The sequence below is a fragment of the Balneola sp. genome (genome assembly GCA_002694685.1).
Classification (GTDB): Bacteria; Bacteroidota; Rhodothermia; order Balneolales; family Balneolaceae; genus Gracilimonas.
This window is the reverse complement of sequence record NZMW01000001.1, coordinates 108,582-134,920: the sequence shown is the minus strand read 5'-3', so window position 1 is coordinate 134,920 and position 26,339 is coordinate 108,582. Positions and strand designations below refer to the sequence as shown.

General features: G+C 41.3%; 20 protein-coding genes. 9 read left to right on the top strand and 11 right to left on the bottom strand.

The genetic code is table 11. From position 1 onward, the window contains the following. Positions 1 to 18: 18 nt before the first annotated feature. Both CL667_00530 and CL667_00525 read right to left on the bottom strand, forming a co-directional pair. Positions 19 to 1,167 (bottom strand): glycoside hydrolase, encoded by a 1,149-nt coding sequence (locus CL667_00530; GenBank protein MAL16167.1) that lies wholly within the window; start codon positions 1,165 to 1,167, stop codon positions 19 to 21. Between the two features lie 7 nt (positions 1,168 to 1,174). Then, on the bottom strand, positions 1,175 to 2,980 hold the full coding sequence (locus tag CL667_00525) for a beta-glucuronidase (protein MAL16166.1): 1,806 nt from the start codon (positions 2,978 to 2,980) through the stop codon (positions 1,175 to 1,177). A 283-nt stretch (positions 2,981 to 3,263) separates the two neighbouring features. Between CL667_00525 and CL667_00520 the strand changes: the two genes are divergently transcribed. Both CL667_00520 and CL667_00515 read left to right on the top strand, forming a co-directional pair. After that, positions 3,264 to 3,839, top strand: a complete 576-nt coding sequence (locus CL667_00520) for a hypothetical protein (protein ID MAL16165.1) — start codon at positions 3,264 to 3,266, stop codon at positions 3,837 to 3,839. Positions 3,840 to 3,879: 40 nt separating this feature from the next. Continuing rightward, on the top strand, positions 3,880 to 4,206 hold the full coding sequence (locus CL667_00515; protein ID MAL16164.1) for a competence protein TfoX: 327 nt from the start codon (positions 3,880 to 3,882) through the stop codon (positions 4,204 to 4,206). A gap of 14 nt (positions 4,207 to 4,220) precedes the next feature. Here the strand turns inward: CL667_00515 and CL667_00510 are convergent, their stop codons facing one another. Both CL667_00510 and CL667_00505 read right to left on the bottom strand, forming a co-directional pair. After that, complete coding sequence (locus CL667_00510) at positions 4,221 to 5,429, bottom strand: hypothetical protein (GenBank protein ID MAL16163.1); 1,209 nt, start codon at positions 5,427 to 5,429, stop codon at positions 4,221 to 4,223. 38 nt (positions 5,430 to 5,467) lie between these two features. After that, the gene (locus CL667_00505; GenBank protein MAL16162.1) at positions 5,468 to 6,325 is read right to left on the bottom strand and encodes a hypothetical protein; all 858 of its coding nucleotides are present in this window, start codon (positions 6,323 to 6,325) and stop codon (positions 5,468 to 5,470) included. 109 nt (positions 6,326 to 6,434) lie between these two features. Between CL667_00505 and CL667_00500 the strand changes: the two genes are divergently transcribed. Then, positions 6,435 to 6,920 carry an ATPase gene (locus CL667_00500; protein ID MAL16161.1) on the top strand — a complete coding sequence of 162 codons (486 nt, stop codon included), beginning with the start codon at positions 6,435 to 6,437 and terminating at the stop codon, positions 6,918 to 6,920. Positions 6,921 to 6,996: 76 nt separating this feature from the next. Here the strand turns inward: CL667_00500 and CL667_00495 are convergent, their stop codons facing one another. The 3 genes from CL667_00495 to CL667_00485 all read right to left on the bottom strand — a co-directional run bounded on the left by CL667_00495 (position 6,997) and on the right by CL667_00485 (position 13,573). Beyond that, positions 6,997 to 10,404 (bottom strand): methylmalonyl-CoA mutase, encoded by a 3,408-nt coding sequence (locus CL667_00495; GenBank protein ID MAL16160.1) that lies wholly within the window; start codon positions 10,402 to 10,404, stop codon positions 6,997 to 6,999. Positions 10,405 to 10,656: 252 nt separating this feature from the next. Then, complete coding sequence (locus CL667_00490) at positions 10,657 to 12,279, bottom strand: hypothetical protein (protein ID MAL16159.1); 1,623 nt, start codon at positions 12,277 to 12,279, stop codon at positions 10,657 to 10,659. A 112-nt stretch (positions 12,280 to 12,391) separates the two neighbouring features. Next, positions 12,392 to 13,573: a hypothetical protein gene (locus CL667_00485; protein MAL16158.1), complete on the bottom strand. Its 1,182-nt coding sequence runs from the start codon at positions 13,571 to 13,573 to the stop codon at positions 12,392 to 12,394. Between the two features lie 303 nt (positions 13,574 to 13,876). Between CL667_00485 and CL667_00480 the strand changes: the two genes are divergently transcribed. The 6 genes from CL667_00480 (at position 13,877) to CL667_00455 (ending at position 20,047) form a co-directional block, all read left to right on the top strand. Continuing rightward, entirely contained in the window at positions 13,877 to 15,184 is a 1,308-nt protein-coding gene (locus tag CL667_00480; protein ID MAL16157.1) for a hypothetical protein, read from the top strand. Between the two features lie 14 nt (positions 15,185 to 15,198). Further along, positions 15,199 to 16,254 carry a hypothetical protein gene (locus tag CL667_00475; protein MAL16156.1) on the top strand — a complete coding sequence of 352 codons (1,056 nt, stop codon included), beginning with the start codon at positions 15,199 to 15,201 and terminating at the stop codon, positions 16,252 to 16,254. 12 nt (positions 16,255 to 16,266) lie between these two features. Beyond that, positions 16,267 to 16,872 carry a penicillin-binding protein activator LpoB gene (locus CL667_00470; protein MAL16155.1) on the top strand — a complete coding sequence of 202 codons (606 nt, stop codon included), beginning with the start codon at positions 16,267 to 16,269 and terminating at the stop codon, positions 16,870 to 16,872. Positions 16,873 to 16,940: 68 nt separating this feature from the next. Continuing rightward, positions 16,941 to 18,335, top strand: coding sequence for a nicotinate phosphoribosyltransferase (locus tag CL667_00465; protein MAL16154.1), 1,395 nt, complete (start codon positions 16,941 to 16,943; stop codon positions 18,333 to 18,335). 4 nt (positions 18,336 to 18,339) lie between these two features. Beyond that, entirely contained in the window at positions 18,340 to 18,951 is a 612-nt protein-coding gene (locus CL667_00460) for a nicotinamidase/pyrazinamidase (protein ID MAL16153.1), read from the top strand. 4 nt (positions 18,952 to 18,955) lie between these two features. After that, positions 18,956 to 20,047, top strand: a complete 1,092-nt coding sequence (locus CL667_00455; protein MAL16152.1) for a hypothetical protein — start codon at positions 18,956 to 18,958, stop codon at positions 20,045 to 20,047. Here the strand turns inward: CL667_00455 and CL667_00450 are convergent. From CL667_00450 to CL667_00435, 4 genes are all read right to left on the bottom strand, one after another. After that, the gene (locus CL667_00450) at positions 20,030 to 20,362 is read right to left on the bottom strand and encodes a hypothetical protein (protein MAL16151.1); all 333 of its coding nucleotides are present in this window, start codon (positions 20,360 to 20,362) and stop codon (positions 20,030 to 20,032) included. The two genes, CL667_00455 and CL667_00450, sit on opposite strands and share 18 nt — an antisense overlap. 69 nt (positions 20,363 to 20,431) lie before the next feature. Then, positions 20,432 to 21,970 carry a hypothetical protein gene (locus CL667_00445; protein MAL16150.1) on the bottom strand — a complete coding sequence of 513 codons (1,539 nt, stop codon included), beginning with the start codon at positions 21,968 to 21,970 and terminating at the stop codon, positions 20,432 to 20,434. Between the two features lies 1 nt (position 21,971). Next, a complete protein-coding gene (locus CL667_00440; GenBank protein MAL16149.1) occupies positions 21,972 to 24,314 on the bottom strand; it encodes a hypothetical protein in 2,343 nt (780 codons plus the stop codon). A gap of 353 nt (positions 24,315 to 24,667) precedes the next feature. Further along, the gene (locus tag CL667_00435; GenBank protein MAL16148.1) at positions 24,668 to 26,308 is read right to left on the bottom strand and encodes a hypothetical protein; all 1,641 of its coding nucleotides are present in this window, start codon (positions 26,306 to 26,308) and stop codon (positions 24,668 to 24,670) included. Positions 26,309 to 26,339 lie beyond the last annotated feature (31 nt).

Here is a 26,339-nt window from a genome sequence, read left to right as displayed (position 1 = left end):
TACTTATTGAAATGCAGGTTAGTTTTCAGAAAGCATCGTAGGTACAATATCGTAAACAAAGCTATAGCCATTGCTAGGGCTGCCTGTTATCAATCCAAACCAACCCTGATCGTCCCAAACTGATGTGGACATCCCTTCGTCTTTGGCTACTTGTACCATCGTTTGATAATATCCGCGAACAAGGTCCGTATCTCGGGACTGTTGGTCACCATCTCTTCCGACACCGAACTCCCCTAAGTTGATAGGCACGTTAAGTTCCCGGCCATGAGCTGCAACCCTTTTTATAATATTAGCTGTTGCCTCATCTCCGGGATAAGCACTGTTACTCCCATTTTGTCCGCAAAACTCCCATGGATCATAACTGTGCACCTGTATAGAGAGGTACTTATCAGAACCCTGTCCGGGTAGTGCATCTATATTTGGATATACGTCTTCAAGCTGGCTCTGATTCCCTAATCCATTGGTTGCAATCATAACCAATCTATTCCCATTATTGCCACCTGTTGCCCGAATTGCAGTAACTCCTACATTCATGATCTGCCTGGTTCTTTGAAGGGCTATTTCACTGTCTTGATTTACAGATCCCCCTCCCCCAAAAGCTCCTTCAGGCTCGTTTAATAATTCAAAAATCAAATGATGATCGTAATCTTTGAAGTACTCGGCGATATCGGTCCATAGATTCGTGAACTTGTCATTATACTCAGCGCTCCCGTCATAATGTTCTTTAAAGCCTCTTTCATGATGAGCGTTTAACACCACGTACAGGCCTCTATCTAAAGCAAAATCGATCGTTTTCTTTAGTTCCAGAAAGCGGGGATTATCAAAATCTACGTTTCCATTTTCATCGGCCAATGTATTCCCACCAAATCCTTCCAGCCAGGTTGTAGGTATCCGAACATGCTGCATTCCGGCATTATCATATTTTGCGATAATAGGAGCGGTACTTTCGAAATCCGTGGAGTTATACCCATTGTCGTAGGTATTACCCAGATTGAATCCCAGTCCCATCTCGATAACCATTTCGTGTGCTGTGGGAACTTCTTCCGCCCTATCAGCTCCCGAAGGATTCTTATCGCTGCACGACATCATCAGTAAAAAATAGGCAGCGCTAACAACCAGTAATTTCATATTCGCTTTTTTGAAAGGGTTGAATGTTTGAAGCTTCATATGAGCATTAGTTCTCGATACTATTATAGTATTCCTGAAGAGTATAAAAAGCTTTTTTGCGAACTCCTTGTTCAGAAATAAGTCCCTTTCTGTTGAAGTCAGCCTGAATTCTGCTCAGGTGACGACGATGAGAACGAAAGTCCATCAAAATCCATGGAGATGCACCGGCAAGAAAGTCCATGTTCTTCAGCATTTCGATATTGTTTTCGTACACGCTTACCTGATATTCTTCAGTCCAGCGCTCGTTCTTGTCTCCATGCATTCCCTGTAAAGCTCCGGCTCCAAATTCACTCACAATTACCGGCTTGTCATACTCTGAAGCCCATTCAATATCCTTACAAGATTCCGGAGTTCGAACATACCATCCACAGTAATTATTAATCCCAATAACATCTACATAACCAGCGGCGGGATCATCAATAAACTTAACCCCATCTTTACTGTTATGACTTTCCAGAGCAGCTGTGATAAGTCGGGTGTCATCTATTGCGCGTGCCCGGTCCGCAAGGTTTTTAAGGAAGGTGTTCCGTCCCTCACTTACAGGAGTCTCATTTGCTATGGACCATAGAACCACAGCTGCACGATTCTTATCCCTGATCATCATATCCTCAAGCTGTTGCTCAGCATTTTTGAAAGTGTCTTCATTCTCAAATAACACCGTCCAGTAAACCGGGATTTCTGACCAAACCATAAGTCCCATTTTCTCCGCCTCCCGCACCATCGCTTCATTATGCGGATAATGAGCCAGCCTAACAAAATTCACCCCAAGCTCTTTAGCCCACTGAAGCAGGATTCGCACTTCCTCTACGGCCGTAACTCTTCCTGTTTTGAAGGGAGCTTCTTCATGAATGCTAATTCCCTTGAGAAAAATCTCTTCCCCGTTCAGCAGTATGTTGGTGCCGTCTGTTTCTATAGTGCGAAAACCAATTTCATCTTCAATTACATTCTCTCCCATCTTGATATATACATCATAGAGCTTAGGATTCTTAGGAGACCATAATTCCGGCCTGGCATCCAGCATAAACTCAACCTTACCATTCCGCACCTCGAATTCTTCCGAGATATTTAACTCCGGAATTCCAAGCTGAACCATTTCTCCACTTGTGTCATCATTGAGTTCAACCCAGCCTTCCAGTTTATTGGTGGAGCCGTCTGCCAACTGCAGGTAATAATCTTTTATATAAGTTTGTGGAGTTTTGATAAGATGTACAGATCGTGTAATTCCTCCATAATTCCACCAATCTGTATTAATGGTCGGGATAGCTTCCCGAAGACGCTTATTGTCAACTTTTACAACCAAAAAATTGTCTTTTTCTTTGATGACGTCCGTCACCTCAAACTGAAATGGAGTATAGCCTCCTATATGTTCACCAAGCTTCTCCCCATTCAGATAAGCTATTGCCTCATAGTTTGCAGCTTCGAAATAGACATAAGCTCTTTCGTTTGGTTGTAGATCATAATCAAAACTCTTCTTATACCAAACGGTGCCTTCATAAAAATAGAGTTTCTCCATCTGCGTATTCCAGTCACCAGGAACCATGATTTGATAACTAGTATCAAAGTTATATTCGATCAGATCGGAAGGATTCTCCATTTTTGCATCCATGAAGTATCCATTGTCTTTAGGCTGCCATCGGTAGTTGTAATATCCATTTTCAAGCGGATCTACAATTATGCTCCATAAACCATCCAGGGTAACCTTATCACGGGCTTCAATATTCTGAATTGGTTTATCAGACAACTGACCTTGGGCAAAAATTCCTGTTGACGAAGCTAAAAAAGTTAGGAGGAGGACTACCTTTATTTTACTCATTTGGAAAAGTTTATTTTTTTGGAATTTATTTTGAAAACCAATTCGAATATCATAAAAATAATAGCATTGATGAGTTTAAACGGTTTTTCAATTTTTTATTTAACTTTTATAAAGTAATGAAATTAAGATGAATTACCAGCTCAAATTTCTATTTTATTGATTATCCCCGGTAGAAGTCTCCTATCTATTATCCGCACAATTTACCAGCAATGAACCTTATATTGATGAATGCCGTAGGTTTCCCAATGCTAAACAGATACTATCACTTTAGATGAATGGGCTAATGAAATCTCTCTTGCTACTTCTTTTTCTTTTTACCGCCTCAATAATCCCTGCTTTCGCTCAATATGAATATGAACCTTCAGAAGCTCATCCTTATGGTCAGCTTAATCCGGATGCTCCTGAACAAGTTGGCGATTTTGCACCACTCATTGGCAAAAGCGAATGCAGTTCAGAAAGCCGTGCCCAGGATGGTTCCTGGAATGAACCGGTTGATATGTACTGGATCTTCAAATACATCATGAATGGTAAAGCCGTTCAAGATGAAACCCTGAAAGCCGATGGTGCACATTCAGGAAGTATCCGACAATTCAATGCTGACAGCCTTAAATGGTATGTCCACTATTATGCATCAGGATCCATCCCCAGCAGACTACCGGCTTGGGAAGGTACAAAGACTGAAAAGGAAAGCATCTCATTCTACAGGGATCAAGCTTCACCAAATGGAAATGAAGGGTATTTCAGACTCACTTTTTCAGAAATAACGGATAACCAATTCAACTGGGTTGGTGAGTGGACTGATAAGGCAGAGACGTTTTCCTATCCAACCTGGAAAATTTCTTGTACCAAAATCGAATAGTTCTTCTATTTTGGAATTCAACCCTTACCACTAATAAAGAATGGCAACAGATAAAGACTTCGTAGATTTCGTTGTTGAACAAATTCAAAATACTGGCAGTATCCATGCTAAGAGCATGTTCGGGGAGTATGGAATATTTTCCGATGGGAAAATTTTTGGGTTGATTTGTGACAACAAGCTTTTTGTAAAGCCCACTCAAGCCGGTCGAGATTATATTGGCAACGTAATAGAAGCCCCACCCTACAAAGGTGCAAAGAATAGCTTTTTGATTGAAGATAAGCTTGAGGATTCAGAATGGCTGAGTGAGTTAATCCGGGTTACATTGAAAGAACTGCCGGAGCCAAAAAAGAAAAAGAAGAAAGGTTAATCTTTTTGAAGGGCTTATTCGGCAACAAGTTCATCTATAATTGCATTAAATCGTCTGTCAAAGTCCTCATAGTACTCACCGGTTGCGGGACCCGTAAAATAGCTGTGAACGTGGCGGGCATATCCTTCTTTATCAATAATGACCAGTGTCGGGAAAGCCTCAATTTGATCCATAAAAGGGAAAGGATGAGCCGCTTCAGATTTGCTAATCCGACCTCCTAAAATCATATCGTATTCTATACCCAGCCGCTCTTTATAGGTTTCTATTCGGCTTAATCCATATTCAGGGCTATAATTCGCCTCATAATTCACAGCCAGTATCTCGACATTCCGGTCTTTGTTTTTCGCATACCAATTGGTGAGGTAGCGTGTTTGATCCTGACTGTTTGCACACCAAGTTCCCATCAACTGAATGACGAGCACCTTACCTTTATAAGTTTCTGGGTCAATTTTTTGATTTGACAAGGCGGATAACTTATCGAAATCAGGCTTAATATCTTTTTCACTCAGATCTACCATTTCAAAGGGATTAGGAAGCTCCGCGGATTCATCCTTCTCTGCCCCCCACTTCTGAGCGTAACCATTATCTAAAATTAACTCCCCACTCCAACTATCTAAGGTTTCATCATAAACTCCCTTCAACACAAAAGAATGCACTCCATCGAAGGTGGACATAACCAACGCATTGCCCTCAACCTTACCTTCAAAAAACCGATAGTCACTTACTTTGGTCATGATGGTTCCAGTTACTCTATTTCCATTCTGCTCAAAAAGTCCAACAGCCGGATACTCACTGCTTTGTCCGGCATTTACTTTCATCGCCCAGCGGGATCCAACTTCAACTGGGTTCGTTTCCTCAGTAATTTCATATCGGGGCAATCCATATACAGCTTCAAAAGCATAGCTCTGATTTCGGTAATGCTTTATTAGCTCTCCCGTCATTCGCTCTTCGCCCATCGCCATTTTCAACGTGATGTCAAATCCGAACATGGGAATAATGAGACTGTCGTTTCTTACTTCTGCTTTCAGTGAAGCCCGATCTTCACCATTTATAAATATTAGGGTTGGATCACTTTCTTCAGAGTTTGCATACTCAAAGTTGAAAGGAACTTCGACGCTTTCATAAATGATTGCTCCTTTCCATACCCCTTCTTTTGGAGATTGGGAGAAAACTAAGGGTGAACAGAATAAAAGGACTGCAAACAGGCTAAGGAGTTTCTTCATATAAAAATGAATGTTAAGAGAAGGGTTTAGATGAATACTTAATTGTTCTGATACATTGTAATGACTTCGGTATAGCTCATTTCATCCAACATATCACGGCGACCCAGCTCCCTGATAAAATCTTCAGTTACACCATTCGCATACATCCCAATAATGCCTGAATAGGATACTTCATCCAGATAATCGAATTGATTTAGAGTCTGCATGTAACTAAGCGGGACACCACTTGAGTATAATCCGATAATACCTGAATAACTGGTTTCATCGAGGTAATCCAGTCGGTTTAGCCCTGTTAAATAATCTTCGGATACTCCGCTGGAATACAACCCTATGATGCCCGAATAGTTTACCTCATCCAAATAATCTATACGCCCTAGATTCTGTATATACTCAATGGGAACTCCATTCGCATACAGCCCAATTACGCCTGTATAACTTAGTTCTTCCAAATAATTCAAGCGCTCCAGTTCCTGCATATATTCCAAAGGAACCCCGTTTTGATAGAGGGCATTTACCTGATTTTGAGAAGGCTCACGTGAAAATTCAAGTTCGTTGACAGCACTCAAATAATCCAGAAAAGCAAAACCTGCACCAGCATCACTTTGTTGAATAACCTCTGTGACTTGCCCCGAATCACCTCTCATCCCTAGTGCTTCCAACGGCTTTCCATCAAAATACCAGAAGAACGTTATTATTATGAAAATCCCAATCACAATAGAGTCTCGCTTAAACGTGCTTTTCTTATCAACATGATAGGATGTAGCTTCAAAATCGGGATTGGTTTCGGCATCGCTTTCACCCTGCTCTTGGTCTAACTCAAACTCCGGCTCTTCATCAGGATCATTATTCCGAAGGTCGTTTCCAATTACTCTTTTTCTATCTTTTTGTGGAGCCATAATATCAGAATGTATGGATTGTGCCACTAAAATAGAATAGAGAAGTGCACCTGATGATTTTTCAAATCACTGTACTATATTAAACCGAACTACTAAACGTAATCTGCACATGGCTAACACAAACTTTACTTCACGCAAGAATATACTAACCGTCACCCGCACCTTTGAAGCTCCGGTTTCCCTGGTTTGGAAGACCTGGACTGAATCGAAACTTCTGGACCAATGGTGGGCTCCTAAACCCTGGAAGTCTAAAACTACCCACATGGAGTTTAAGGAAGACGGACACCGCATTTATGCCATGATTGGACCAAACGGTGAAGAACATTGGGGCCGCACCAACTACAATTCCATTGAGGAGCCTCACAATTTTACCGGCGATGATGTTTTTTGTGATGAAGATGGAAAGGTAAATACTGACCTGCCCGTTGCGCATTTCGCTGCGAACTTCAACGAAGTCTCCGGACACACCGAGATGATGATGATCACAGAATATGAATCAGAAGAACAGCTGAACCAAATCTTGGAGATGGGTATGAAAGACGGCTTATCTAAGGCTTTTGATCAGCTGGATAAGGTTTTGTCAGAGTTCGAGTGATTCGTTAATCGTTGATTGGTTAATCGTTCCTGCCAAATCTATCGATTTCCGAATAACGATTAACCAATCAACGAAATTACATGTTCCGTCGATACTGCCCACCTACCTCATACAAGGCATGAGAGATCTGACCCAATGAAGCGACTTTTACGGTCTCCATGAGTTCTTCAAATAAGTTGCCGTTATTACGGGCTACTTCTTTGAGTCGTTCGATGGCTTCTTCAGCATCTTTCTCATTTCGTTTCCAGAACTTCTCGAGGTTTTCAATCTGCTGACGCTTCTCCTCTTCGGTAGAGCGGATTAAATCGATTTCTTTGTCCTCTTCTTCTCCACCCTCTTCTTTCTGGAATGTATTCACACCAATAATCGGAAGCTCGCCGGAGTGTTTCTTAGATTCATAATAAAGTGACTCATCCTGAATCTTGCCGCGCTGATACATGTTTTCCATCGCGCCCAATACGCCACCACGTTCGGTGATGCGATCAAATTCTGTCAAAATAGCTTCTTCAACTAAATCAGTAAGCTCTTCAATGAAGTAGGAACCCTGATTGATATTCTCATTCTTCGCTGTCCCCATCTCCTTGTTGATGATCATCTGGATAGCTAATGCACGGCGTACTGACTCCTCTGTCGGAGTCGTTATTGCTTCATCGTAAGCGTTGGTGTGCAGGGAGTTACAGTTATCATAAATAGCCAATAGCGCCTGCAGTGTTGTACGGATATCATTGAACTGAATTTCCTGTGCATGAAGCGAACGGCCACTGGTTTGAATATGATACTTCAGTTTTTGGGAACGATCGTTGGCTTCGTATTTATCCTTCATAGCTACCGCCCAAATACGACGTGCTACACGGCCGATCACCGCATATTCAGGATCTAGGCCATTGCTAAAGAAGAACGACAGGTTGTGAGCAAAATCATCCACATCCAGTCCGCGTGCCAGGTAATATTCCACAAAGGTAAAACCGTTAGCCAGCGTAAAAGCAGCCTGTGTAATAGGATTTGCGCCGGCTTCTGCAATATGATATCCGGAAATAGACACTGAGTAGTAATTCCGAACTTTATGTTCTGTGAAATAAGTCTGAATATCCCCCATCATCTTAAGGGCAAATTCAGTGGAGAAAATACAGGTGTTTTGGGCCTGATCTTCTTTAAGGATATCAGCCTGAACGGTTCCGCGGACCACGCTTAGCGTTTGTTCTTTGATCTCTTCATAAGTGTCTTCCGGTAGCAAATGATCTCCAGAAATACCCAATGTAGCTAAACCAAACTCGTCGCTACCTTCGGGAATTTCCATTCCATAGTGAGGCTGCTCTACATCACGTTCTTTGAAGTAGGCTTTGATTTTCTTCTTGGCCTCTTCCCATTTTCCATTCTCTTTCAGGTAGCGTTCCACTTCCTGATCAATAGCTGTGTTCATAAACATGGCCAAAATCATCGGCGCCGGACCGTTGATAGTCATCGAAACGGATGTTTTTGGAGAGGTGAGTTCAAAGCCGGAATACAGCTTCTTCATATCATCCAGGGTACAAATACTAACTCCGGAGTTTCCAATCTTGCCGTAAATATCCGGGCGGTAGCCGGGGTCTTCACCATAGAGCGTCACTGAGTCAAAAGCAGTGGAAAGTCGGGCCGCCGGCATCCCTTCACTTACATAATGAAAACGTTTATTGGTTCGCTCCGGTGTTCCTTCACCCGCAAACATTCTCGTTGGATCTTCTCCCTCCCGTTTAAATGGAAATACGCCTGCCGTATATGGGAAATATCCGGGTAGATTTTCTTTAAGGGCAAATTTCAGCTGCTCTCCTTTATGTTTGGTCTTTGGAAGTGCAACTCGTGGAATTTGCAGTCCACTTAGCGATTCACGGTATAATTTATTCTTGAAAGTCTTATCGCGAATCTGAACTTCAAAAAATTCTTGCTGATATTTCTCAAACAATTCACCCCAGCCTTCCAGAATTTTCTTTGGAAGGACATCCAGTTTTGAAAGCCAGTGTTCCCTCATCGTAGAGAGATTGTCTTTCATAATCGCTTTTTCATCAGGGTTCCAGTTTTCTAACTGATCTATTGTTCCTGAAACCTGATCCAGTTTCGACGCCACATCAACCTGATCTTCCACCCAAGTATGATAATCACGAACAGTTTCTGAAATCTCAGATAAATACCTCACCCGTTTTCCGGGGATAATAGCCTGTGCCTGAATGTTCTCAGCAGGAGCCGGATTGTTGTATATCTTGGTTTCCCAACCAATACTGTAATGGCCATTAATCTTATCGACCAAAGCCTTGAATAAGCGGTTCACGCCTTCATCATTAAACTGCGCGGCTATAGTTGGGTAAACCGGCATATCTTCCTGCTTGGCATGCCACTGACCCATATTTCGAATCATTTGCTTGCGAACATCCCGCAGTGCATCCAGAGAACCTTTCTTCTCAAATTTATTAAGCACAACCAGTTCAGCCAGATCGAGCATGTTGATTTTTTCTAGCTGGGTAGCAGCTCCATACTCACTGGTCATCACATACATCGGAATATCAGTGATATCTACAATCTCGGTTCCACTCTGTCCAATTCCTGAGGTTTCAACAACGATAAGATCAAATCCTGCCGCTTTATAAAGCTCAATAGCTCCCAATAATCCCTTACTGGTAGATCGATTAGAAGCACGGGTTGCCATACTTCGCATAAACACTCTGTCGGTATCAATGCTGTTCATTCGGATGCGGTCTCCCAAAAGCGCACCGCCTGTTTTCACCTTGGATGGATCTACTGAAATAATACCAATGGTGAGGTCTTCAAATTCTGTAAGGAAACGGCGTACGAGTTCATCGGTAAGCGAGCTTTTTCCTGCTCCGCCTGTTCCGGTGATTCCAACTAAAGGAATGATCTTTTCAGACAGTTCAATTTCTTTGCCTTTTGCATCCGTCAGCTTGCCTTCTTTCAGGCTAAGCACATCATCGGCTTCATTCTCAATAGCGGTTAAAGCTCTGGAGAGTGCAATGGTATCTCTTTGCTTTAGCTTTTTGATTTCCGGCTTAGCTACAGAAAGAGGGTTGAAGTCACATTCTTTCAGCATGAAGTTGATCATGCCCTGCAATCCCATTGAGCTTCCATCATCTACTGAAAAGATTCGGGTTACTCCGGCATTATGAAGTTCTTCAATTTCAGACTCAACAATCACACCACCGCCACCGCCAAATACTTTGATGTGACCTGCTCCGTGCTCTTCGAGCAGTTCAATCATATATTTAAAATACTCAACGTGTCCGCCTTGGTAAGAACTTATTGCTATACCCTGGGCATCTTCCTGAATAGCGCAGTTTACAATCTCGTGTACCGAGCGATTATGGCCTAAGTGAATAACCTCAGCTCCACTACTTTGCAAAATACGACGCATTATGTTGATACTGGCATCGTGGCCATCAAATAAACTGGCGGCTGTTACAAAGCGAATTTTGTTTTTGGCTGAATACGGCTCCTGCACATGCTGAGCATTTGAAGGTTGAGCTGAAGCTTTCTTAGTTGGTGATGTTTTAGTGTTTACCGACATATTCTTATTAATTGATATTGGAAGCGGTTCCAGAAGATACGGATTACAGCAGGGATTTTTAAGTTTCTTGATCGAATATTACAATTTTCAAAAATCCATGCTTTAAATGGGTTTAAATGCTTTCAGGTGGATTAACGCAGGTATACATCATAGAATTTCAATGTCAGCAACAAAAAATTGTGCTTTTTAATCGAAATTGATGTTCACTCCTGAAGTGAACCCCTCTTGCACGCGGAGTCCTTCCTGGACATAATATCGCTCAGGTGATTTGTAAGGAACAACAGAACCTCGATTCCACTTTCCGTCGCCGTTTTTATCCTTAAATAGGATCAGTGTGTATGAAAGAGGTGGTAATGCTGAAACCGTCGTGGTTTGATTGAATTTCGTAAATGACTGCTCTTCACCATCCGGACTTAGTACTCTGAGGTAATGTATATCCGTAGAATCTACATTCTCAAGGACCACTTCAATTTCACCATACTCAGTTGAATCCCATACTTGCGGCTCATACAACTTTCGGCGCTGAGTAACCGGATTCCAAACCAAAAACTGGTACTCCACTCCCGCTATCCACTCACCCTGTGGTCTAATCAAAAGCTTATTTCGGTTGGTTTCCATTTCCGGCCAGTCATCAAAATCTACCTGTCCTTCTATCACTACGGTAGAGTCTATGATGTCGGTGTCAGTTATAGGGGCAGCGAAAGTAACTTCAAACACTTCATCCTGAAGAATACCGTTTGCTCCGTTTGCCGAAATATGGCGCTGCATGGTGGTGTCTTCCTGAGCCGAACCTGTGAAAGCATAGCCTGATGTATCAACCGAATTACCCGATGCATCTGTTATCCCTGATAATCTTAAAGTATAGTCTTTGTTCTCCAGTAGCGGTTCTTCACTTTGTGCAAAAGCCACAAATTGCTCCTTGGGTGAAATATAGAGCGGATAAGCAGTTGAATATTGGCTTCCCAGCGAGTCTAAAATGGTCAGTTCGGTATTTTCTGTTATCCTAACATTTTCACTAAACCTGAGCCTCATTCTGTTTGTAGAAAATAGCCCTACCCCTTGAAGGTTTGGTGCTATAGAATCAATTTGTGAAGTGTAGATTACATCCAGCGTATCCTTACCTTCTTTCTCTAGTGTGATGAATTCTTTGAAAAAAGGGTAAGCCGACTCAGAACCCTGATCCCAAATTTTGTTTCTGTTGCGATCATCCACATAGAGAGCTTTATATCTTCCATCCGCTAAATAAGAAAACTCAAAAACTCCTCCTGTATCGGTTTGAGCTTCATAGCTGGCTTTTTGGGTGAAGTCGAACGGTGACCTATATAGCAATACTTTCTGATCTCCGGCTCCTCTCCCATTGGATGCGAGTCGAATCCGTCCTGAGACTTCTCCCTGATCAATTTCATCCCCGGTAGAAATAGCCAACCTGATTGGGCTGCCCAGTTTATTCCCTTTGGTGTCAGAAAGATCTGTTCCCAGCGTTAAGATGATGGTTGTTGAATCAGGAAAGGAATCTTCAAACTCGATGGTGAGTTGCGTTCTACGCCAGTCTAACTTGTATTCAATTCCTAAGTCAGGCTCCACGGTGATCGCGCTTGCAACCGTAGAACGATTTACAAATTCATTAAACTGAAAGGTGAAAGAACGCCCATCAAAATTGGTTGTTCCGGTTTCAGGTATAGTGTATTCCACTTTAGGACCGGCTTTATCTGAAGGCCCACCTGTTGGTGCCCGGGGTGTGGCACACGAAATAGCGCCTGCGATAATCAATCCAAATAAAAGAAAGCGATGCTTTTTAGGGGACTTCAAATAGTAATAATTCTTTTAAAATTTACGTCGTCCAATATAGGCAATTTGATCGGATAGGCGTATGCAAATCTTTAGACTAATATTTACTAACAACACCCTCTCTTATCAGTTATTAATCGGAGGATTCCATAAAAAATTCTTCTGTCTCCATTTCGTTTGTCCGTGATTTTATATCGTACTTTTTGATCATAAGCTCTGAACTAAACGGGGAATAATAATATCCGTTGGCATCCCGAATAGACAAGTTACCAAGTCCTTCCACAAATTCACTATTGTCAAAAGTATAGAGAAGTTCATGGTTGGGGCTATAAAGATCTAGAAACTCAACATATTCCGGACTGTCGGTTTCTCCTGTTGAAGCACGGCGGGCATAAGCATTAGGGTCTTTAATATTTGTAGGATATCGTACTTCGATAAGATATTTACCATCATCAAGCATCGTTCTGCTTCCCACACGCCCCAAACTGTACATACTTACACTTCCCTCAACGGCATAGATACCGGGACCTAACACACCTTCAAATTCTCGATCAACCTGAGTTAACAGTTCGCCACTATAACTGTATGTGTGGAATTTGTAATCGATACTGAATGAATAGACAAACATATCTTCCCCCATCGACACACTTCCTCGGGTCGTAGCCCGCTCATACTCCTCAGCATCTGTTTCTATTATGCTGAAATTATCAACCACTTGTAGAGAATCACCAATTCGGACGGTATAAATCTCTGTACCAACCGTTCCGAACTTAGCCCCGCTTAAAAGAATCAACCCATCTTCTCGAATACCAACCAAGCTTGGAAATTGAACTGATTTAGGAACATCTAAGCTCCTGATAAATGAGCCATTCATGTCAAATTCATCCAGTCTGGAGCCCTGAACATTCATGACATAGATTTTATCATTATAGATATCCATCCCAAATGGATTCTCAAAATCTCCCGGACCTTTACCTTCCTGACCAACAGCCCACCGGAGGTTCCCCTCCGAATCCACTGATATAAGCTTAGATATATTTCGATCATAGAAATAGAAATTTCCCTCATCATCGAGCCTCAAATACCCCAAGCTGCTTATTACCGGCTCTTCAATCGTTGAAAGATCAATAGTCTGTACAAGGTCAAATTGAAGGGGCTCGTAATCACTCCCCTGCCATTTTCCTGTTGAGGGATTCATAATAACACCATCAACGGTTTTAACTTGAGACGTTTCTTCTTTGGCTCCAGAACAGGCCGTAAACGCTACTAAGAAAAGGACTAATGTGAAATATAGAGGCGAATTCGATTTTGACATAGTGTGAAATTCCGAAGGTTTTTGGTTTTTGCGAATAATTTGAACCTTAGACGAAGGATTACAATAAAAAGTTCTTTAAGATTCTGAATTGCTCTAACTTAGTGTAATCCTACACATTGGTTGTTCTCGTTATTTGAGTGAATCTAATAAATTATTTCTACGTAGCTATGTCGGCGATTGACAAATAGTTATTAGGGATATGTTGTGATTGGGAAAGAACAAAAAAATCCATATTTATGTGTGTGCTCTTTACGGTTTTACTGTTTAGGTAAAGCCCATAGTTAGTTAAGAAAATTTAGAACCATGAAACGGTTAACGGGGTTAGTTGCTTTACTGTTTTTGCTTGGTGGATGCGCTGCATACCAGCTTGATTCTGCTCAGAATGATCTGCGTACTTCCTATGCTTCCGGGGATTTTAATTCCACCGCTGAACTCATTAAAAAATTAGATCAGAAAGACGTCTACCAAAGTAAGGATCAAGTTCTTCTCTACCTTGAGCGCGGAATGGTAAATCACTTTGCCAGTAACTATCAGGAAAGTAGTCAGTATTTCACCGAAGCGGAACAAGAAATGGACGCTTTGTTTACCAAGAGTGTAAGCCGGGCCGTTAAGTCTTTTGTAGTAAACGACAACACCCTGGCTTATGATGGAGAAGATTACGAAGATATCTATCTGAATATCTTCAAAAGCCTGAATTACATTCATATGAATGATTTTGAAGGGGCTCTGGTAGAAGTACGCAGAGTTAACTATAAGCTTGATCGCCTTGAGCAAAAGTACAGTGGTCTTGTAGAGTCTTTATCCAAAGCTGATACCACCACTACGGGCGAAGATAAATGGAAGGCCGGAGAAACAAACGTTCAGAACAGTGCTTTAGGCCGTTACCTTTCAACCATTCTTTATGCTAAAACAGACAAACCTGATGATGCACGTATTGAGTACGAAAATTTATTGAAAGCTTACCGAGATCAACCCTCAGTATATTCAGCCGCTAGGCCTGATGAGAGTGAACTCAGAAAACTAACCGATGCAAATTCATATAATGTTCTCATTCAGGCATTCTCAGGCCGCGCACCCATAAAGAAACAGAACGACGTTCGGTTCTATTTAGAAGAGTCCGACACGTACATCAAATTTTCGCTTCCTTCGCTAAAGGTCTACACTTCCAAAGTTCGAGCTATTAATGTCACGGTTAACGATGAACTTCCTGTTCAACTCAGTCTCATCGAAGAAATGGATATGGTTGCTAAGGAAGTCTATAAAGTCAAAGAACCCATCATCTACGCCCGTGCGGTAGTGCGTTCGTTCTTGAAAGCCGTTGCTGCCAATAAGCTAAAGAAAGAAGCCAAAAAGGAAAGTGATGCCCTTGGCAGCTTTGTGAATATAATGGGTAAAATTGCTCAGGAAGCAACAGAAAAGGCTGATTTAAGAAGTTGGCAAACTATGCCCGGTAAAGCCTATGCAGGCGTGTTGAATCTGCCTCCGGGAGAACACACGATTCAAATTGAATATTTAGGTTCGTTCAATGAAGTTGTATCTACTGAAACTAAAACAATTACGGTAAGCGAGAACGAAACTCTTGAACTGGTAGAGTCCATATACTGGAACTAACGAATAATGGAAACATGACGATCATGAAAAAAACTTTAATGCTTTTAATCTCAATCACATTTGTTGTGGGGATGGGATGTGGTTCTTCGGGGAATACATCCGGTAATTCAAATAGCAACGGTATCCCGGGTTGGGTTGAAAACCCTGGCTCTGAATATAGTGAGGCCAAATATCTGATGGCTGTTGGTAGTGGTTCAACACTTAATGAAGCCCGGGGTGATGCCTTTTCACAGTTATCACAAATTTTCCAAATGGATATTGATGCTACCCAGCAGTTAACTACCGAAGTCATCGACAGAAGTACCAATAACAACTTCTATTCAGAAAGCACTTCACAGTTACTCAACAATATTAAAATTGGGACTAACCAAGAGCTAATGAATACCTCCATCCTAACTTCTGAGGTGGATAAATTTGGAACTTATCATGCGCTGGCCGGAATGGATCGGGCTGAGACTTCTCGCATTTACAGTCAGGAAATTTCAAACAACCAGATCAAAATCAGCGAATTTGAAAATAATGCATCCAATGAAAGCAATATCCTTCAGAAGCTGGTACTTCTAACTAAAGCACGTGCAGTAGCAAGCGCAAATGAAGTTTTAACACGGCAGCTTAATGTTATACAAGGCGGCGCAGGCACCGGTGGCGATGCAACTACAACACTTACCAGAATTCAGGAGAAATTCCGCGCTATTCAACAACAAGCCAACGTGAGTATTCAATCTGACAATGCGACCTATACCGTTAAATCAGCAGTGGCAGGTGCTTTTCAGAAAGAAGGATTTAGCATAATTGAGAATACTGAAAATGCAATTTTGGGCGTTACTATTAATTATCAAACCCAAGAGGCAAACTTGAACCGAGATGATGCCGAGTTTGTAAAATGGGAACTTGTTATTGAAATTGAGGATAAACAAAGTGACCGTTCATTCAGAACATTTATGGTTGAAGGACGAGATGGCGCCCCTTCTTATTCTGATGCCCTTAAGCGCGCTGATTTTACTGCCCGAAATAAAATCGAAAAAGATTTTGCGCAATTTTTAAATAACGAATTACTACAAATCAATTAACCACTGCCTATTATGAAATATCTTCTTCTCCCCCTTTTATTTTGTTCATTATTAGTGTCGGGTTGTGCGCCTTCTCAATCCGTAAGTCGCGTTGCAGCCGATACTCAAACCGATCTATCGGGACGCTGGAATGATACCGATGCTCGCCTGGTAGCTGAAGAAATGATCAGTGATGCCTTATCACAACCTTGGCTGAGCAATTATAAACAAGATAATAGCAATCAGCCGGTAACAATCGTTGGCCGTGTCCGCAACGAAACCATGGAACACATCGATACTGAAGTCATAACCAAAGAAATGGAACGTGCTTTTATCAATAGCGGACAGGTTCATGTGGTTGCCAGCCAACAAGAGCGATCCCAGCTCCGTGAAGAACGTCAGGATCAGCAGAGCTACTCTTCTTATGAAACTACGTCTGCAATGGCACAGGAAGTAGGTGCCGACTTCATGTTGATTGGTAACATAAATTCAATTGTTGATGAGTCATTAAGCGGAAAAGATGCAGCTATTTTCTATAAAGTAAATCTTGAGCTTATTGATGTTGAAACCAATCGTAAAGTCTGGATTGGAAACAAAGAGATTAAAAAACTCATTGAGCGAAGAAAACTCAGGGGCTAAAACTCAAGTCATAATAAATTTAATAGGCTTTCTGTTTTCAGGAAGCCTTTTTTTATTTTATAAGTATGATATTAAAAAAACCTGCTCTTTATACTGACCTCTATGAACTCACCATGGCTCAGGGGTATTTCTTGTCCGAACGCCATCAACAACACGCTAACTTTGATTATTTCTTCCGCAGCCTGCCCTTCAATGGAGGATATGTAGTTTTTGCAGGGCTTTCTGATTTACTTGAAATCATTGAGAACTTTCAATTTCACAATGATGAACTTGCCTATCTAAAAGAACAGGGCTTCAAAGACTCCTTTTTGAATTACTTGAAAGACTTCAGCTTCAAGGGATCAATATTCTCAGTGAAGGAAGGCGAAGTTGTATTCCCTAATGAACCAACACTGCGAGTGGAAGGAAATATCCTTGAAACTCAGATTGTGGAATCGGTATTACTGAATACCCTGAATTTTGCATCACTTATTGCTACGAAAGCTGCTCGCATTAAACAGGTTGCCGGTGATAAGCCCGTGCTCGATTTTGGGCTCAGACGGTCGCAAGGGCTTGGTGGCTTACAAGCATCCAAGTCTGCCATGATTGGAGGCGTTGAAGGCTCCTCAAACGTATTGGCGGGACAGCTATATGATATTCCGGTCAGTGGCACCATGGCACATTCCTGGGTACAGTCTTTTGAAGATGAACTCTCGGCTTTTCGTACTTATGCTGAACATTATCCGGATTCTACTATTCTGTTGGTCGACACCTACAACACGATCAAAAGCGGCATTCCCAATGCGATAAAAGTGGCTAAGGAACTTGAGGAGAAAGGCCATAAACTGAAAGCCATCCGATTAGACAGCGGTGATCTTGCCTACTTGGCCCGAAAGAGTCGGCACATGCTTGATAACGCAGGTTTAGATTATGTTCAGATTGCTGCTTCCAATCAGTTAGATGAATATGTCATTAAAAGTATTCTCGATCAAAATGCCCCCATCGATCTATTTGGAGTGGGTACTAAGTTAGTAACGGCTTATGATGAACCCGCACTGGACGGCGTGTATAAACTTAGCTCAATTAATGATAAGCCTACGCTTAAGATTTCTGAGAACGTTGAAAAGATTACTCTCCCTGATGTCAAACAGCTGACCCGATTTTTTAATAGTGATGGGAGTTTTAATTGTGATGGAATTTATCTGCATGGTGAAGACACTCCGAAAACCGTTTACCATCCTTTTATTACACATAAGTCAACGGATGTATCTGAGCTTCAATCCGAACAACTGTTGCACAAAATGGTAGAAAATGGAAAAATAACGATAGACCCTCCCTCCATTAAAGAAAGTGCTGACTATGCTAAAAAGCGACTTTCGAAACTAAATGACGAGCATAAACGCTTTGATAATCCGCATGTATATAAAGTGGGAGTCAGTAAAAAACTGCGCGAATTAAAAGACCAACTCGTTCAAAATAATTAGTGTGATGAGAGCATTAGTGATTGTTGATATACAAAATGATTTTTGTCCCGGTGGAGCGCTTGCCGTTCCGAATGGTGATGACGTTATCACTCCTACAAATAGCCTTCTTCCTAAATTTGATTGCATCATACAAACACAGGATTGGCATCCTCAGGATCATTCTTCTTTTGCTTCAAACCATAAAGAAAAAGAACCCTATGGTACCATTGAGATGGAATACGGCGAACAGGTGCTTTGGCCTGATCACTGTGTACAGGGAACGGATGGTGCTGAATTTCATTCCAAGCTAAAGACAAAAACATCTCAGGTCATCATCCGAAAAGGATTTAGAAAACACATCGACTCCTATTCGGCGTTCTTCGAAAATGATCATAATACCGTAACCGGTTTGCATGGCCTCCTTCAGGAGCGTGGAGTTGATGAACTTTTTGTAGTTGGCCTTGCTACTGACTTTTGTGTGAAATGGACGGCCTTAGATGCACGAAAATTAGGCTATAAAGTAAATATAGTAGAAGATGCAGTCAGAGGAATCGACATTGATGGATCAGTTAAAAAGGCTGTAGAAGAAATGAAGGAAAACGGCGTAGAATTTATAAACTCAAAAGAGATCTCCTAATAAGTTGAACAACTCTAACCACTTTGATTTTTGTGTATTAGGTGCTGGCCTTGCAGGTCTCGCCGTCAGTAAAAGTTTAATTGAAAGCGGTGCAACGGTCTGCCTTATTGATGTGGGTGACATTGCCTCAGGCGCTTCAGGAACCCCACTTGGGCTCGTGAATCCCGCCACAGGACGGTATGGAAAAAAGTCGTGGCGTGCTGAAGATTGCTACACCGAGATTTACGAGGACTTAAAAGAAGTACAGTCGGGCACCGATATTCGGTTGTTTGATAAAACGGGCGTCCTTCGACCTGCACAGGATGATAAAATGGCTACTCGTATGCATGAGAATGTTCAAAAGAGTAAGTGGTCGGAAGGCTGGTGTAGCTGGCTGGATAAAATCGAAGTGAACGAGCTTAATCCTGAAATTCATTGCGTTGAAGGCGCTATGTGGCTCCCACACGGGCTCACTGTTGTTGTTGAGGCTTACCTTAAAGCAAAAGCCCAGAGATTATCTGAGGAGGGATTAAAAATCTTTACCAATCTTGATTATTCCATTTCCGAAAAACGTGAAGAGTATGAAATCAGATTAACAGATTCGGAAAACCTTCAGGCAAAAAACATCATTTGTGCTTCAGGTTCAGAAACTAAGAATTCTCCCTACTGGGAATATCTGCCAATCCATCCTATCAAAGGTCAGGTAGCTGTTTTTGAGTCTCCAAAGACCAAAGATTTTAAATACTCTATTTCAGCCCTTGGTTACATCGCCTCAAAATCAAAGTCACGTTTTGTCGCTGGAAGTACTTACGAGCACAACTACAATCACACAAACCCTGACAATGAAGGGTTGGATTATTTGACTAACAGGTTGAGTGGAGTATATCCTTCATTATTTGAACACGCGACCCTTGTAGATCAGTGGGCAGGAGTTCGAGCTTCAAGTCCTAATAAGAAACCCATTTTGGGAAGACATCCTGATCATGAACACATGTTTATCTTTACCGCCCTGGGTTCAAAAGGTCTACTGTATAGTGCTTATTTAGGAAAAGCATTGACTGATTATATTCTCAAGGGGTCAGCAATACCAAAAGAGATTTCACTTAATCGGTTCTGACCTTTCCGACACCTTTAATCTTCCTTTCTCATCAACTAAGGTATTGCTGTAGAGGTTCTGCTTATTCAGCTCGTTGATTCTTTTCTGAATGTATTTCTTCTTTTTCGGGGCTTTTTTATCCAGAAAAATCTGTTTCACTTTCAGCCATGCATTCAGTTCGTCTTCTTCTTCTCCATTCCATACTGCAGAGTAAAGTCTGTGGAGTTCGTCTTTATACGTATCCCTAGAATACTTCCGAGCAAAATATGCCATCCCATAGCTAAGAGGTAAAGCCAGGATAAAACCGATAAGTTCATAAATAGCAAAGCTCGTCATAAGCATGAAATTAATTCATCGCCTAAAACGAGCTTTTAAACTATTTAATTCAGTAAAGTATAATACTATCTAGAAGCGAAGTAGTAATCCACTCCAGGCTACACCAGCTGCTGAACCATAAGCTTCTGAGTTAGCAACATTAGATGCACCAACGGTAAATTCAAGGAAGCTAAAGTCAAGCCCAATACCTGCTGAATAAGCTACTGATGAATAACCTCCCATTCGGGTCCCTACACGAATAGGAATAAAACCTAACAGCTTATACTGTGCTCCAAGGCTCAATACACTTCTGTCAGAGTTGATACCATTATTGTTAAATCCCTTTCCATAATCCAGCGCGAGGAGCAGTTTACCCATTTCCAGAGAAGCTCCAAAGTTGAACATAGATGGCAGGTTGTAGTTGATCCCATTGGTTCCTACAGCGTTAAAATTACCATATACATCACTTTGTAAACTATCAGAAAGGTTGTCAAAGAAGGTATTGACATCGTCGTCGTTACCTACACCTTCATAAGTAAACTCATCAGTTACTGCTTGGACACTGGAAGCGTCATTATCGTAGTTAAGTTTTCCTAAATCTGTTAATGACATAGAAATTCTCAAAGTCTTCTTCTTATCCATAAATAATGGAATAGGAACTGAAGAAATATCCATCTGGACAGTAGCTCCCAAGTCTAACCCAAATCCGGTAGCCTGAGCCGACCCTAAGTCATTACTAGCTGCATCCCCAACATCTACGTAATCACCAAAATCAGCATCACTGTTTTGTTGATAAGCCGTGCTGTAAGCCTGAAGCTGGCGAGATAGCTCTCCTATTGTTTGGAGGCTGTAATCGAATCGGTGATTGATTCTGAAGTTAGATCCATCGCTTCCATTGTTAATCAGAAGATCAGAATTGAAATCTAAATTTGCGGTGTAAATACCATATAAATATTTAGGAGCGACACCTACAAAAAGCTCGATATCCTTGGCAAATAACAGGTCAGGGATTTCAATAAAATCAATATGCCTTGCATAGCCGACAGATACTTCAGCAAAAGCTACTGTGTTAGAACTAAAATCTATGGGCGTTGGAGTAGAAAATTTATCCGAATCTAAACCATAGAAATAAAGTTCAGCGAGACCTTTACTAACAGAAATATCTTCAGTAATTCTTACCCTGGAAGCCAAACTAAAAGCTTGGTTAGAACCACGGTGTGAAAACCCGATTGGAGAAATACTAAAAGTAGTAGAGATTTCCCTTGTATTTTCTGAGCTGTTACCAAACCAAGAATCAAGCATGCTTGATCGAACATCGTCGGTAATTAGCTGGCCGCTTGTCAGGTATTCATTGTAAACAGAGATGTTACCCAGACTTCCACCTGCTTTGAATCCTATATTTGCTATTCCCACCTGAGTGTTTTTTCGATGGGTATCTAACATTAAGTTAGCTGGATTTACAAAATTAGCATGGTAACCATCTACATAAGCTGTACCACCACTTCCCATACCAAGAGATTGAGAAGTGTAATGCCTGGATTGCCCATACACCACTGTGCTGGCTGCTAATAATAGGATTATTAGAGAAATACTTTTTTTCATGATTTTTAAGTAAGCCGTGAAATTCATTTTAGTTTCCTCCAACTTGAGATTCGATATTTAGTTCAGCTCTCAAAGAAAGAGTAATAAAGTCAGTGGTTCGCATACGAATATTGTCGCCCTCACCATTTCCAGAATTGTCTGTTGTAACAAGGGAAGCTGCTACTTTCAAAAACTTGGTTTTATACAGTTCGTCGAGTTGGGTTTTAGTTAACGAAATCTCGATCGTCCCAGGTGTCGGGTCATTCGCGAATCGGGTATCATCATTAATACCTGCAGCCAAAATCCCCAAATCATCAGCACCTTGAGGGATACTTGTGATTTCTTGTTTCAATGAATCCATGAAGGTAATGTTTAGATTCACAGAAAGAGGTAAACCATTGGTATACTCAATAATCAGTTTTCCGTTTTCAATAAATAGTTCATCCCCTTTTTCTTCTGATGGAAGATCCCCCAGATCGTTCTTGGTGGTATCGGTAAATGTAGCCGCTTGCTCTGTAGAGAATGCCAATGGGATGTCAATCGCAATCTTTGGAGTGAAGTTCAGATTATTAAGAATAGTAACTTCTTCTTCATCTTCGTTAACAACTGCTTTCCCGATAAATCTAATTTCACTTGGCAGGTTGTTAAGGAAATTAACAACACTGGTATTCGTTCTGTTAAACTCAATTTCAGTAGTAATACTATCCCCGGGAGTTTCAGGAGTATCAAGGGTAAATTTGATCATCTGCTCAGGGAGTAAATCCGTGCCTCGAATCTGTAGTCCATCAATTGGATCTCCAGCTTGCACTTCAAATTCCTCACCTGCTAATCCTCTGAGAAATCTCTCTTCTCCTTCCCCATTAATACCTACAAAAGCACCGTAAATAGTAGTAGGGACGGTAATATCAGAAGTATAATTGATAGAAAGTCTTGGGTTTGTGAAGTTCAATCCATCCAACTGAGAAGATAAATCACTTAAACCGTCAATCTCTGTCAGTTCAGCTTCATTATCATTAAAAAGATCAAGATCATCATCAGCATCTTGTGCATCTTCATCATTTAGAAGTACGATTTGTTGTTTTACAATACCGGTAGCTTCCTGAATTTGAAGATTGCTTATCTCAACACTGGAAGAAATGGCCTGGGTCTCGTTGATTACCCGAACCTGGTCACCAGGAGCAGCATCTTTTGTATTCTCCGTGGTAGCACTGATGGTGTAAGCCACTTCGTTATTGGTTGCATAAAGTTTACAACCGGCAAGGCTAATGTTAGCTTCTGGTGAGAATCCAGACACCCCTCCATTTGCTCGTCTGATTCTTTCGTTTCCAGAGTAATCAATGGTTAACGGGTCGTTATTAGTAACGAAATTATTTCCAACTAATGAGGCCGGACATTCCCGAATATCTGTAAAAACGATTTCCATTGTAATTCGGAATTCCATTTCATTCTCAACTGGAGCAACAATGATTCTACCTGTTTCTAGCTGTACAAAATGATTCGGACTTGTAAATTCAAATTCCTCATCACCAAAAGTAGCTGTACTTGTGGTTGTAAAATCCTGCTCATCCAGAGCGGCTTGTACTTCTGATACAATTAAATTTTCACCTTGAACTGAATTTACAGTCAATGCCTGTGGGTCAGCCGGGAAAGAAAAATTTTGCCAGGAAACCGTAATCTCAACACCTAAATTCCTAAGTTCATCTCCTTCAGAAAAAGTGATTGAGGCTGTTTCAGTTGCATCATCGAGGAGCTGGTTTCCATTAGTTGCACTAAATTCAGCAGCGCTGCCAATTGGTGTATTTGTTACAGTATCTATAACCTGAATGGTCGCTGTTTCAAAGTCAAATCCTAGGGTATTGGAGAGTTGCACCGCCATAGCTCCGCTTTTAATCGTAGCACTCTGAAAGAAATCGGTGTTGGCACCAATTCCAATTCTTACAGGTGATGCAGAGTTATTCCCAGCTGGGATAGGTGTTCCTGCAGGAACCAGATTGGGATCACTTCCGGTAACTTCCTCAATATTAGCAGAACCTAAATCTCCTCCTCCCGAAGAGAAGTCAGTAAGCTCAATTTCCCCAACCTCTGATTCAAATTCAGTTGGCTCTACACTTACTGCCGGGACAGCATCGTTCAGATCTCCAAACTCAAAATCTTGTTCTTTAGAGATTGTAATGAAGTTATTTGTCCCATTTACGGTGAAGAGGGAATCCAAATCTCCTGATGTTGTATCAATCAAGGCAGTAGAATCACCCATAAATTGATAGGTTTTGTTGTAGAGAACCGGAGCTTCAACTTTTTGAGAAGTTCTAAAGTCTGGCTTTTTCGGTATTTCGCAACCGGCAACAGCCACACCTATAGCAAGTACGACTAGTAAAAGTTTATTGATCTGCATTGACGAGTATGTTTTTTATGTTTTCTGTGATCCCGAAGAAAGTACCTTAAGGTAGGTTCGACAGTATTCCTAAAGCTATCAAAGCATCTATAGTATAAAAAGTTAAAAATGATTTAGCCAGAAAAACCACCTAATCATGTAGTATTGCTGTTTAGTCCCTCAATATAATTTGGCAATGATACCTTCAGTTGGGAAAATAGTCATAAAATCGATGGTAAATACTTTTTCTGTCGCTAAGCTTGAGTAAAGGGTATAACTAAATCCAATTTGGGTAAAATAAGTGCATAAAAAAACCCGACTAGATTTTAGTCGGGTTTTCATTGATTAATCGTGGTAAGAAATCGGAAATACGATTACTGGCAAATACCGCTGTCAATAATTTCGGTATAGCTGACCGTTGTGCCTGTAATTTCCACATCCCTTGTAAATGTTTCGCCTTCATATACAATTTTGAAGGTATAAAACTCACCTTGTTCTACCCCTTTAACATCGAAACTACCACCTGTCAGGCTATTGCTAGCTTCGTCGAAGTTCCAGTTCAGGGAAGAAGCAATTTTCCATGGAGTACCTTGTACAGCATTTTGCTTGCGATAGGCAACAGAAGCTCCGGGAATATCTGTTACGCTTACTGTTTCATCACTATTTTGGCACGACAGATTTACATTTACCGTGGCATCAATAACGTTAGCATTTGCATCAAAACCAGGTAACGATACATCCAATGGACCCTCGCAGAAGTTATGGGTTCCTTCCACCACGCCACTGGAGGCCTGTAATCTGTAATTAAAAGACTTTGATAAAATGTTTACTGCAGCTGTATAATTGGTAGTATTAGCTGGTACGACAAATTCTGCCCCATAACCTGCCCCAAACACACTCATATTTACACTGCCTTCATCCCCGTTTCGGGTTAAACTTAATAGTGCCCTGTTGCACCTAGCAGAGGTTACTATTTTGAATGAAAGAAGAAGAATCCCCGGTACTCTTTCCGATTCTACATTTACTCCAAGTCTCCCGCCCGCAAGTTCTGTTATAGTGCTTGGCACACTAGTTATGTAATTATTGTTTGAGTCATAAAGTATTACCGATACTTCATCACCAACTGCAACAGCGGCATTCGTATTAGGATTGATAAATCCCGGGGTTACCGCTACAGTATAGGAAGTTCCTCCAACCATGGCCTTTCCCTGTACTCCTTTTGCAGGAGCTGCTGCAGAGGATGCAGCAAGGTTGCCGTTTGCATCCCGGATTGAAATGGTACTGGCACCAGCTGAAATCAACAAGCTCCCCTCCTCATCTTCCAGTTCAACCGGTAATGAGAGCATTGCTCCCGCTTTGTTGGGGTTAAAATAACTCATTTCAGTCGTAAGTCGTCCGGTTAAAGCATTCCCGTTTGCATCCCGGAATACCGTTCCCTGCGCAACTGAGATAGACACCCCGGCATCATCCCCATCATCTGAATTGGCCTCAACTACAAATTCCTCTTCTACTGCTCCACTAGAACCTGATCGACCTGCTGTACTTGAGGTAGTAGTAATTCCTTCAGGTTTATTATTAGCTCTGATCATTTTAAAGGAAAACTCATTGGTTCCCTCTGTGGTTAATCTAGCAGTTTTAGTAGTGGACAGGTAACCGTCTGCTCGCAATCGTATTCTTACACTAACAGGTGATTCTTCAGTGGGTACCACGTTATTAGAAATTCCAAAAGTAAGAATACCACTACTCACTTCTTTTTCACTAATAGGGTCACTATAAATGTCTATTACATCGTCGCCATTTTCTCCCTCAAATATTACTTCTACATTTGCAGTTATTAGTTCACCGGTAGCTGCATCTGTTAATAATACCGCAGAAGAAGTATTAATAGGGTCTAACCCTACCACAACTTTAAAGTCGTCTACTGCATTGCTTAAGCCACTAAAATCACAGCTTGCCACCCCAAATCCAGTAAGTAGTATAAGCAGTACACCTAATTTTTGTTTTATTGGTTTCATAATCGTGTTATTTATGTTCTTAAAAATTTTT

What these genes read in the sequence shown, in the direction of transcription:
- CL667_00530 (MAL16167.1), bottom strand. Translation starts at nt 1,167, where the DNA reads ATGAAGCTTCAAACATTCAACCCTTTCAAAAAAGCGAATATGAAATTA.
- CL667_00480 (MAL16157.1), top strand. Translation starts at nt 13,877, where the DNA reads ATGAAACGGTTAACGGGGTTAGTTGCTTTACTGTTTTTGCTTGGTGGA.
- CL667_00500 (MAL16161.1), top strand. Translation starts at nt 6,435, where the DNA reads ATGGCTAACACAAACTTTACTTCACGCAAGAATATACTAACCGTCACC.
- CL667_00485 (MAL16158.1), bottom strand. Translation starts at nt 13,573, where the DNA reads ATGTCAAAATCGAATTCGCCTCTATATTTCACATTAGTCCTTTTCTTA.
- CL667_00470 (MAL16155.1), top strand. Translation starts at nt 16,267, where the DNA reads ATGAAATATCTTCTTCTCCCCCTTTTATTTTGTTCATTATTAGTGTCG.
- CL667_00460 (MAL16153.1), top strand. Translation starts at nt 18,340, where the DNA reads ATGAGAGCATTAGTGATTGTTGATATACAAAATGATTTTTGTCCCGGT.
- CL667_00450 (MAL16151.1), bottom strand. Translation starts at nt 20,362, where the DNA reads ATGACGAGCTTTGCTATTTATGAACTTATCGGTTTTATCCTGGCTTTA.
- CL667_00525 (MAL16166.1), bottom strand. Translation starts at nt 2,980, where the DNA reads ATGAGTAAAATAAAGGTAGTCCTCCTCCTAACTTTTTTAGCTTCGTCA.
- CL667_00475 (MAL16156.1), top strand. Translation starts at nt 15,199, where the DNA reads ATGACGATCATGAAAAAAACTTTAATGCTTTTAATCTCAATCACATTT.
- CL667_00520 (MAL16165.1), top strand. Translation starts at nt 3,264, where the DNA reads ATGAAATCTCTCTTGCTACTTCTTTTTCTTTTTACCGCCTCAATAATC.
- CL667_00505 (MAL16162.1), bottom strand. Translation starts at nt 6,325, where the DNA reads ATGGCTCCACAAAAAGATAGAAAAAGAGTAATTGGAAACGACCTTCGG.
- CL667_00440 (MAL16149.1), bottom strand. Translation starts at nt 24,314, where the DNA reads ATGCAGATCAATAAACTTTTACTAGTCGTACTTGCTATAGGTGTGGCT.
- CL667_00445 (MAL16150.1), bottom strand. Translation starts at nt 21,970, where the DNA reads ATGAATTTCACGGCTTACTTAAAAATCATGAAAAAAAGTATTTCTCTA.
- CL667_00435 (MAL16148.1), bottom strand. Translation starts at nt 26,308, where the DNA reads ATGAAACCAATAAAACAAAAATTAGGTGTACTGCTTATACTACTTACT.
- CL667_00510 (MAL16163.1), bottom strand. Translation starts at nt 5,429, where the DNA reads ATGAAGAAACTCCTTAGCCTGTTTGCAGTCCTTTTATTCTGTTCACCC.
- CL667_00515 (MAL16164.1), top strand. Translation starts at nt 3,880, where the DNA reads ATGGCAACAGATAAAGACTTCGTAGATTTCGTTGTTGAACAAATTCAA.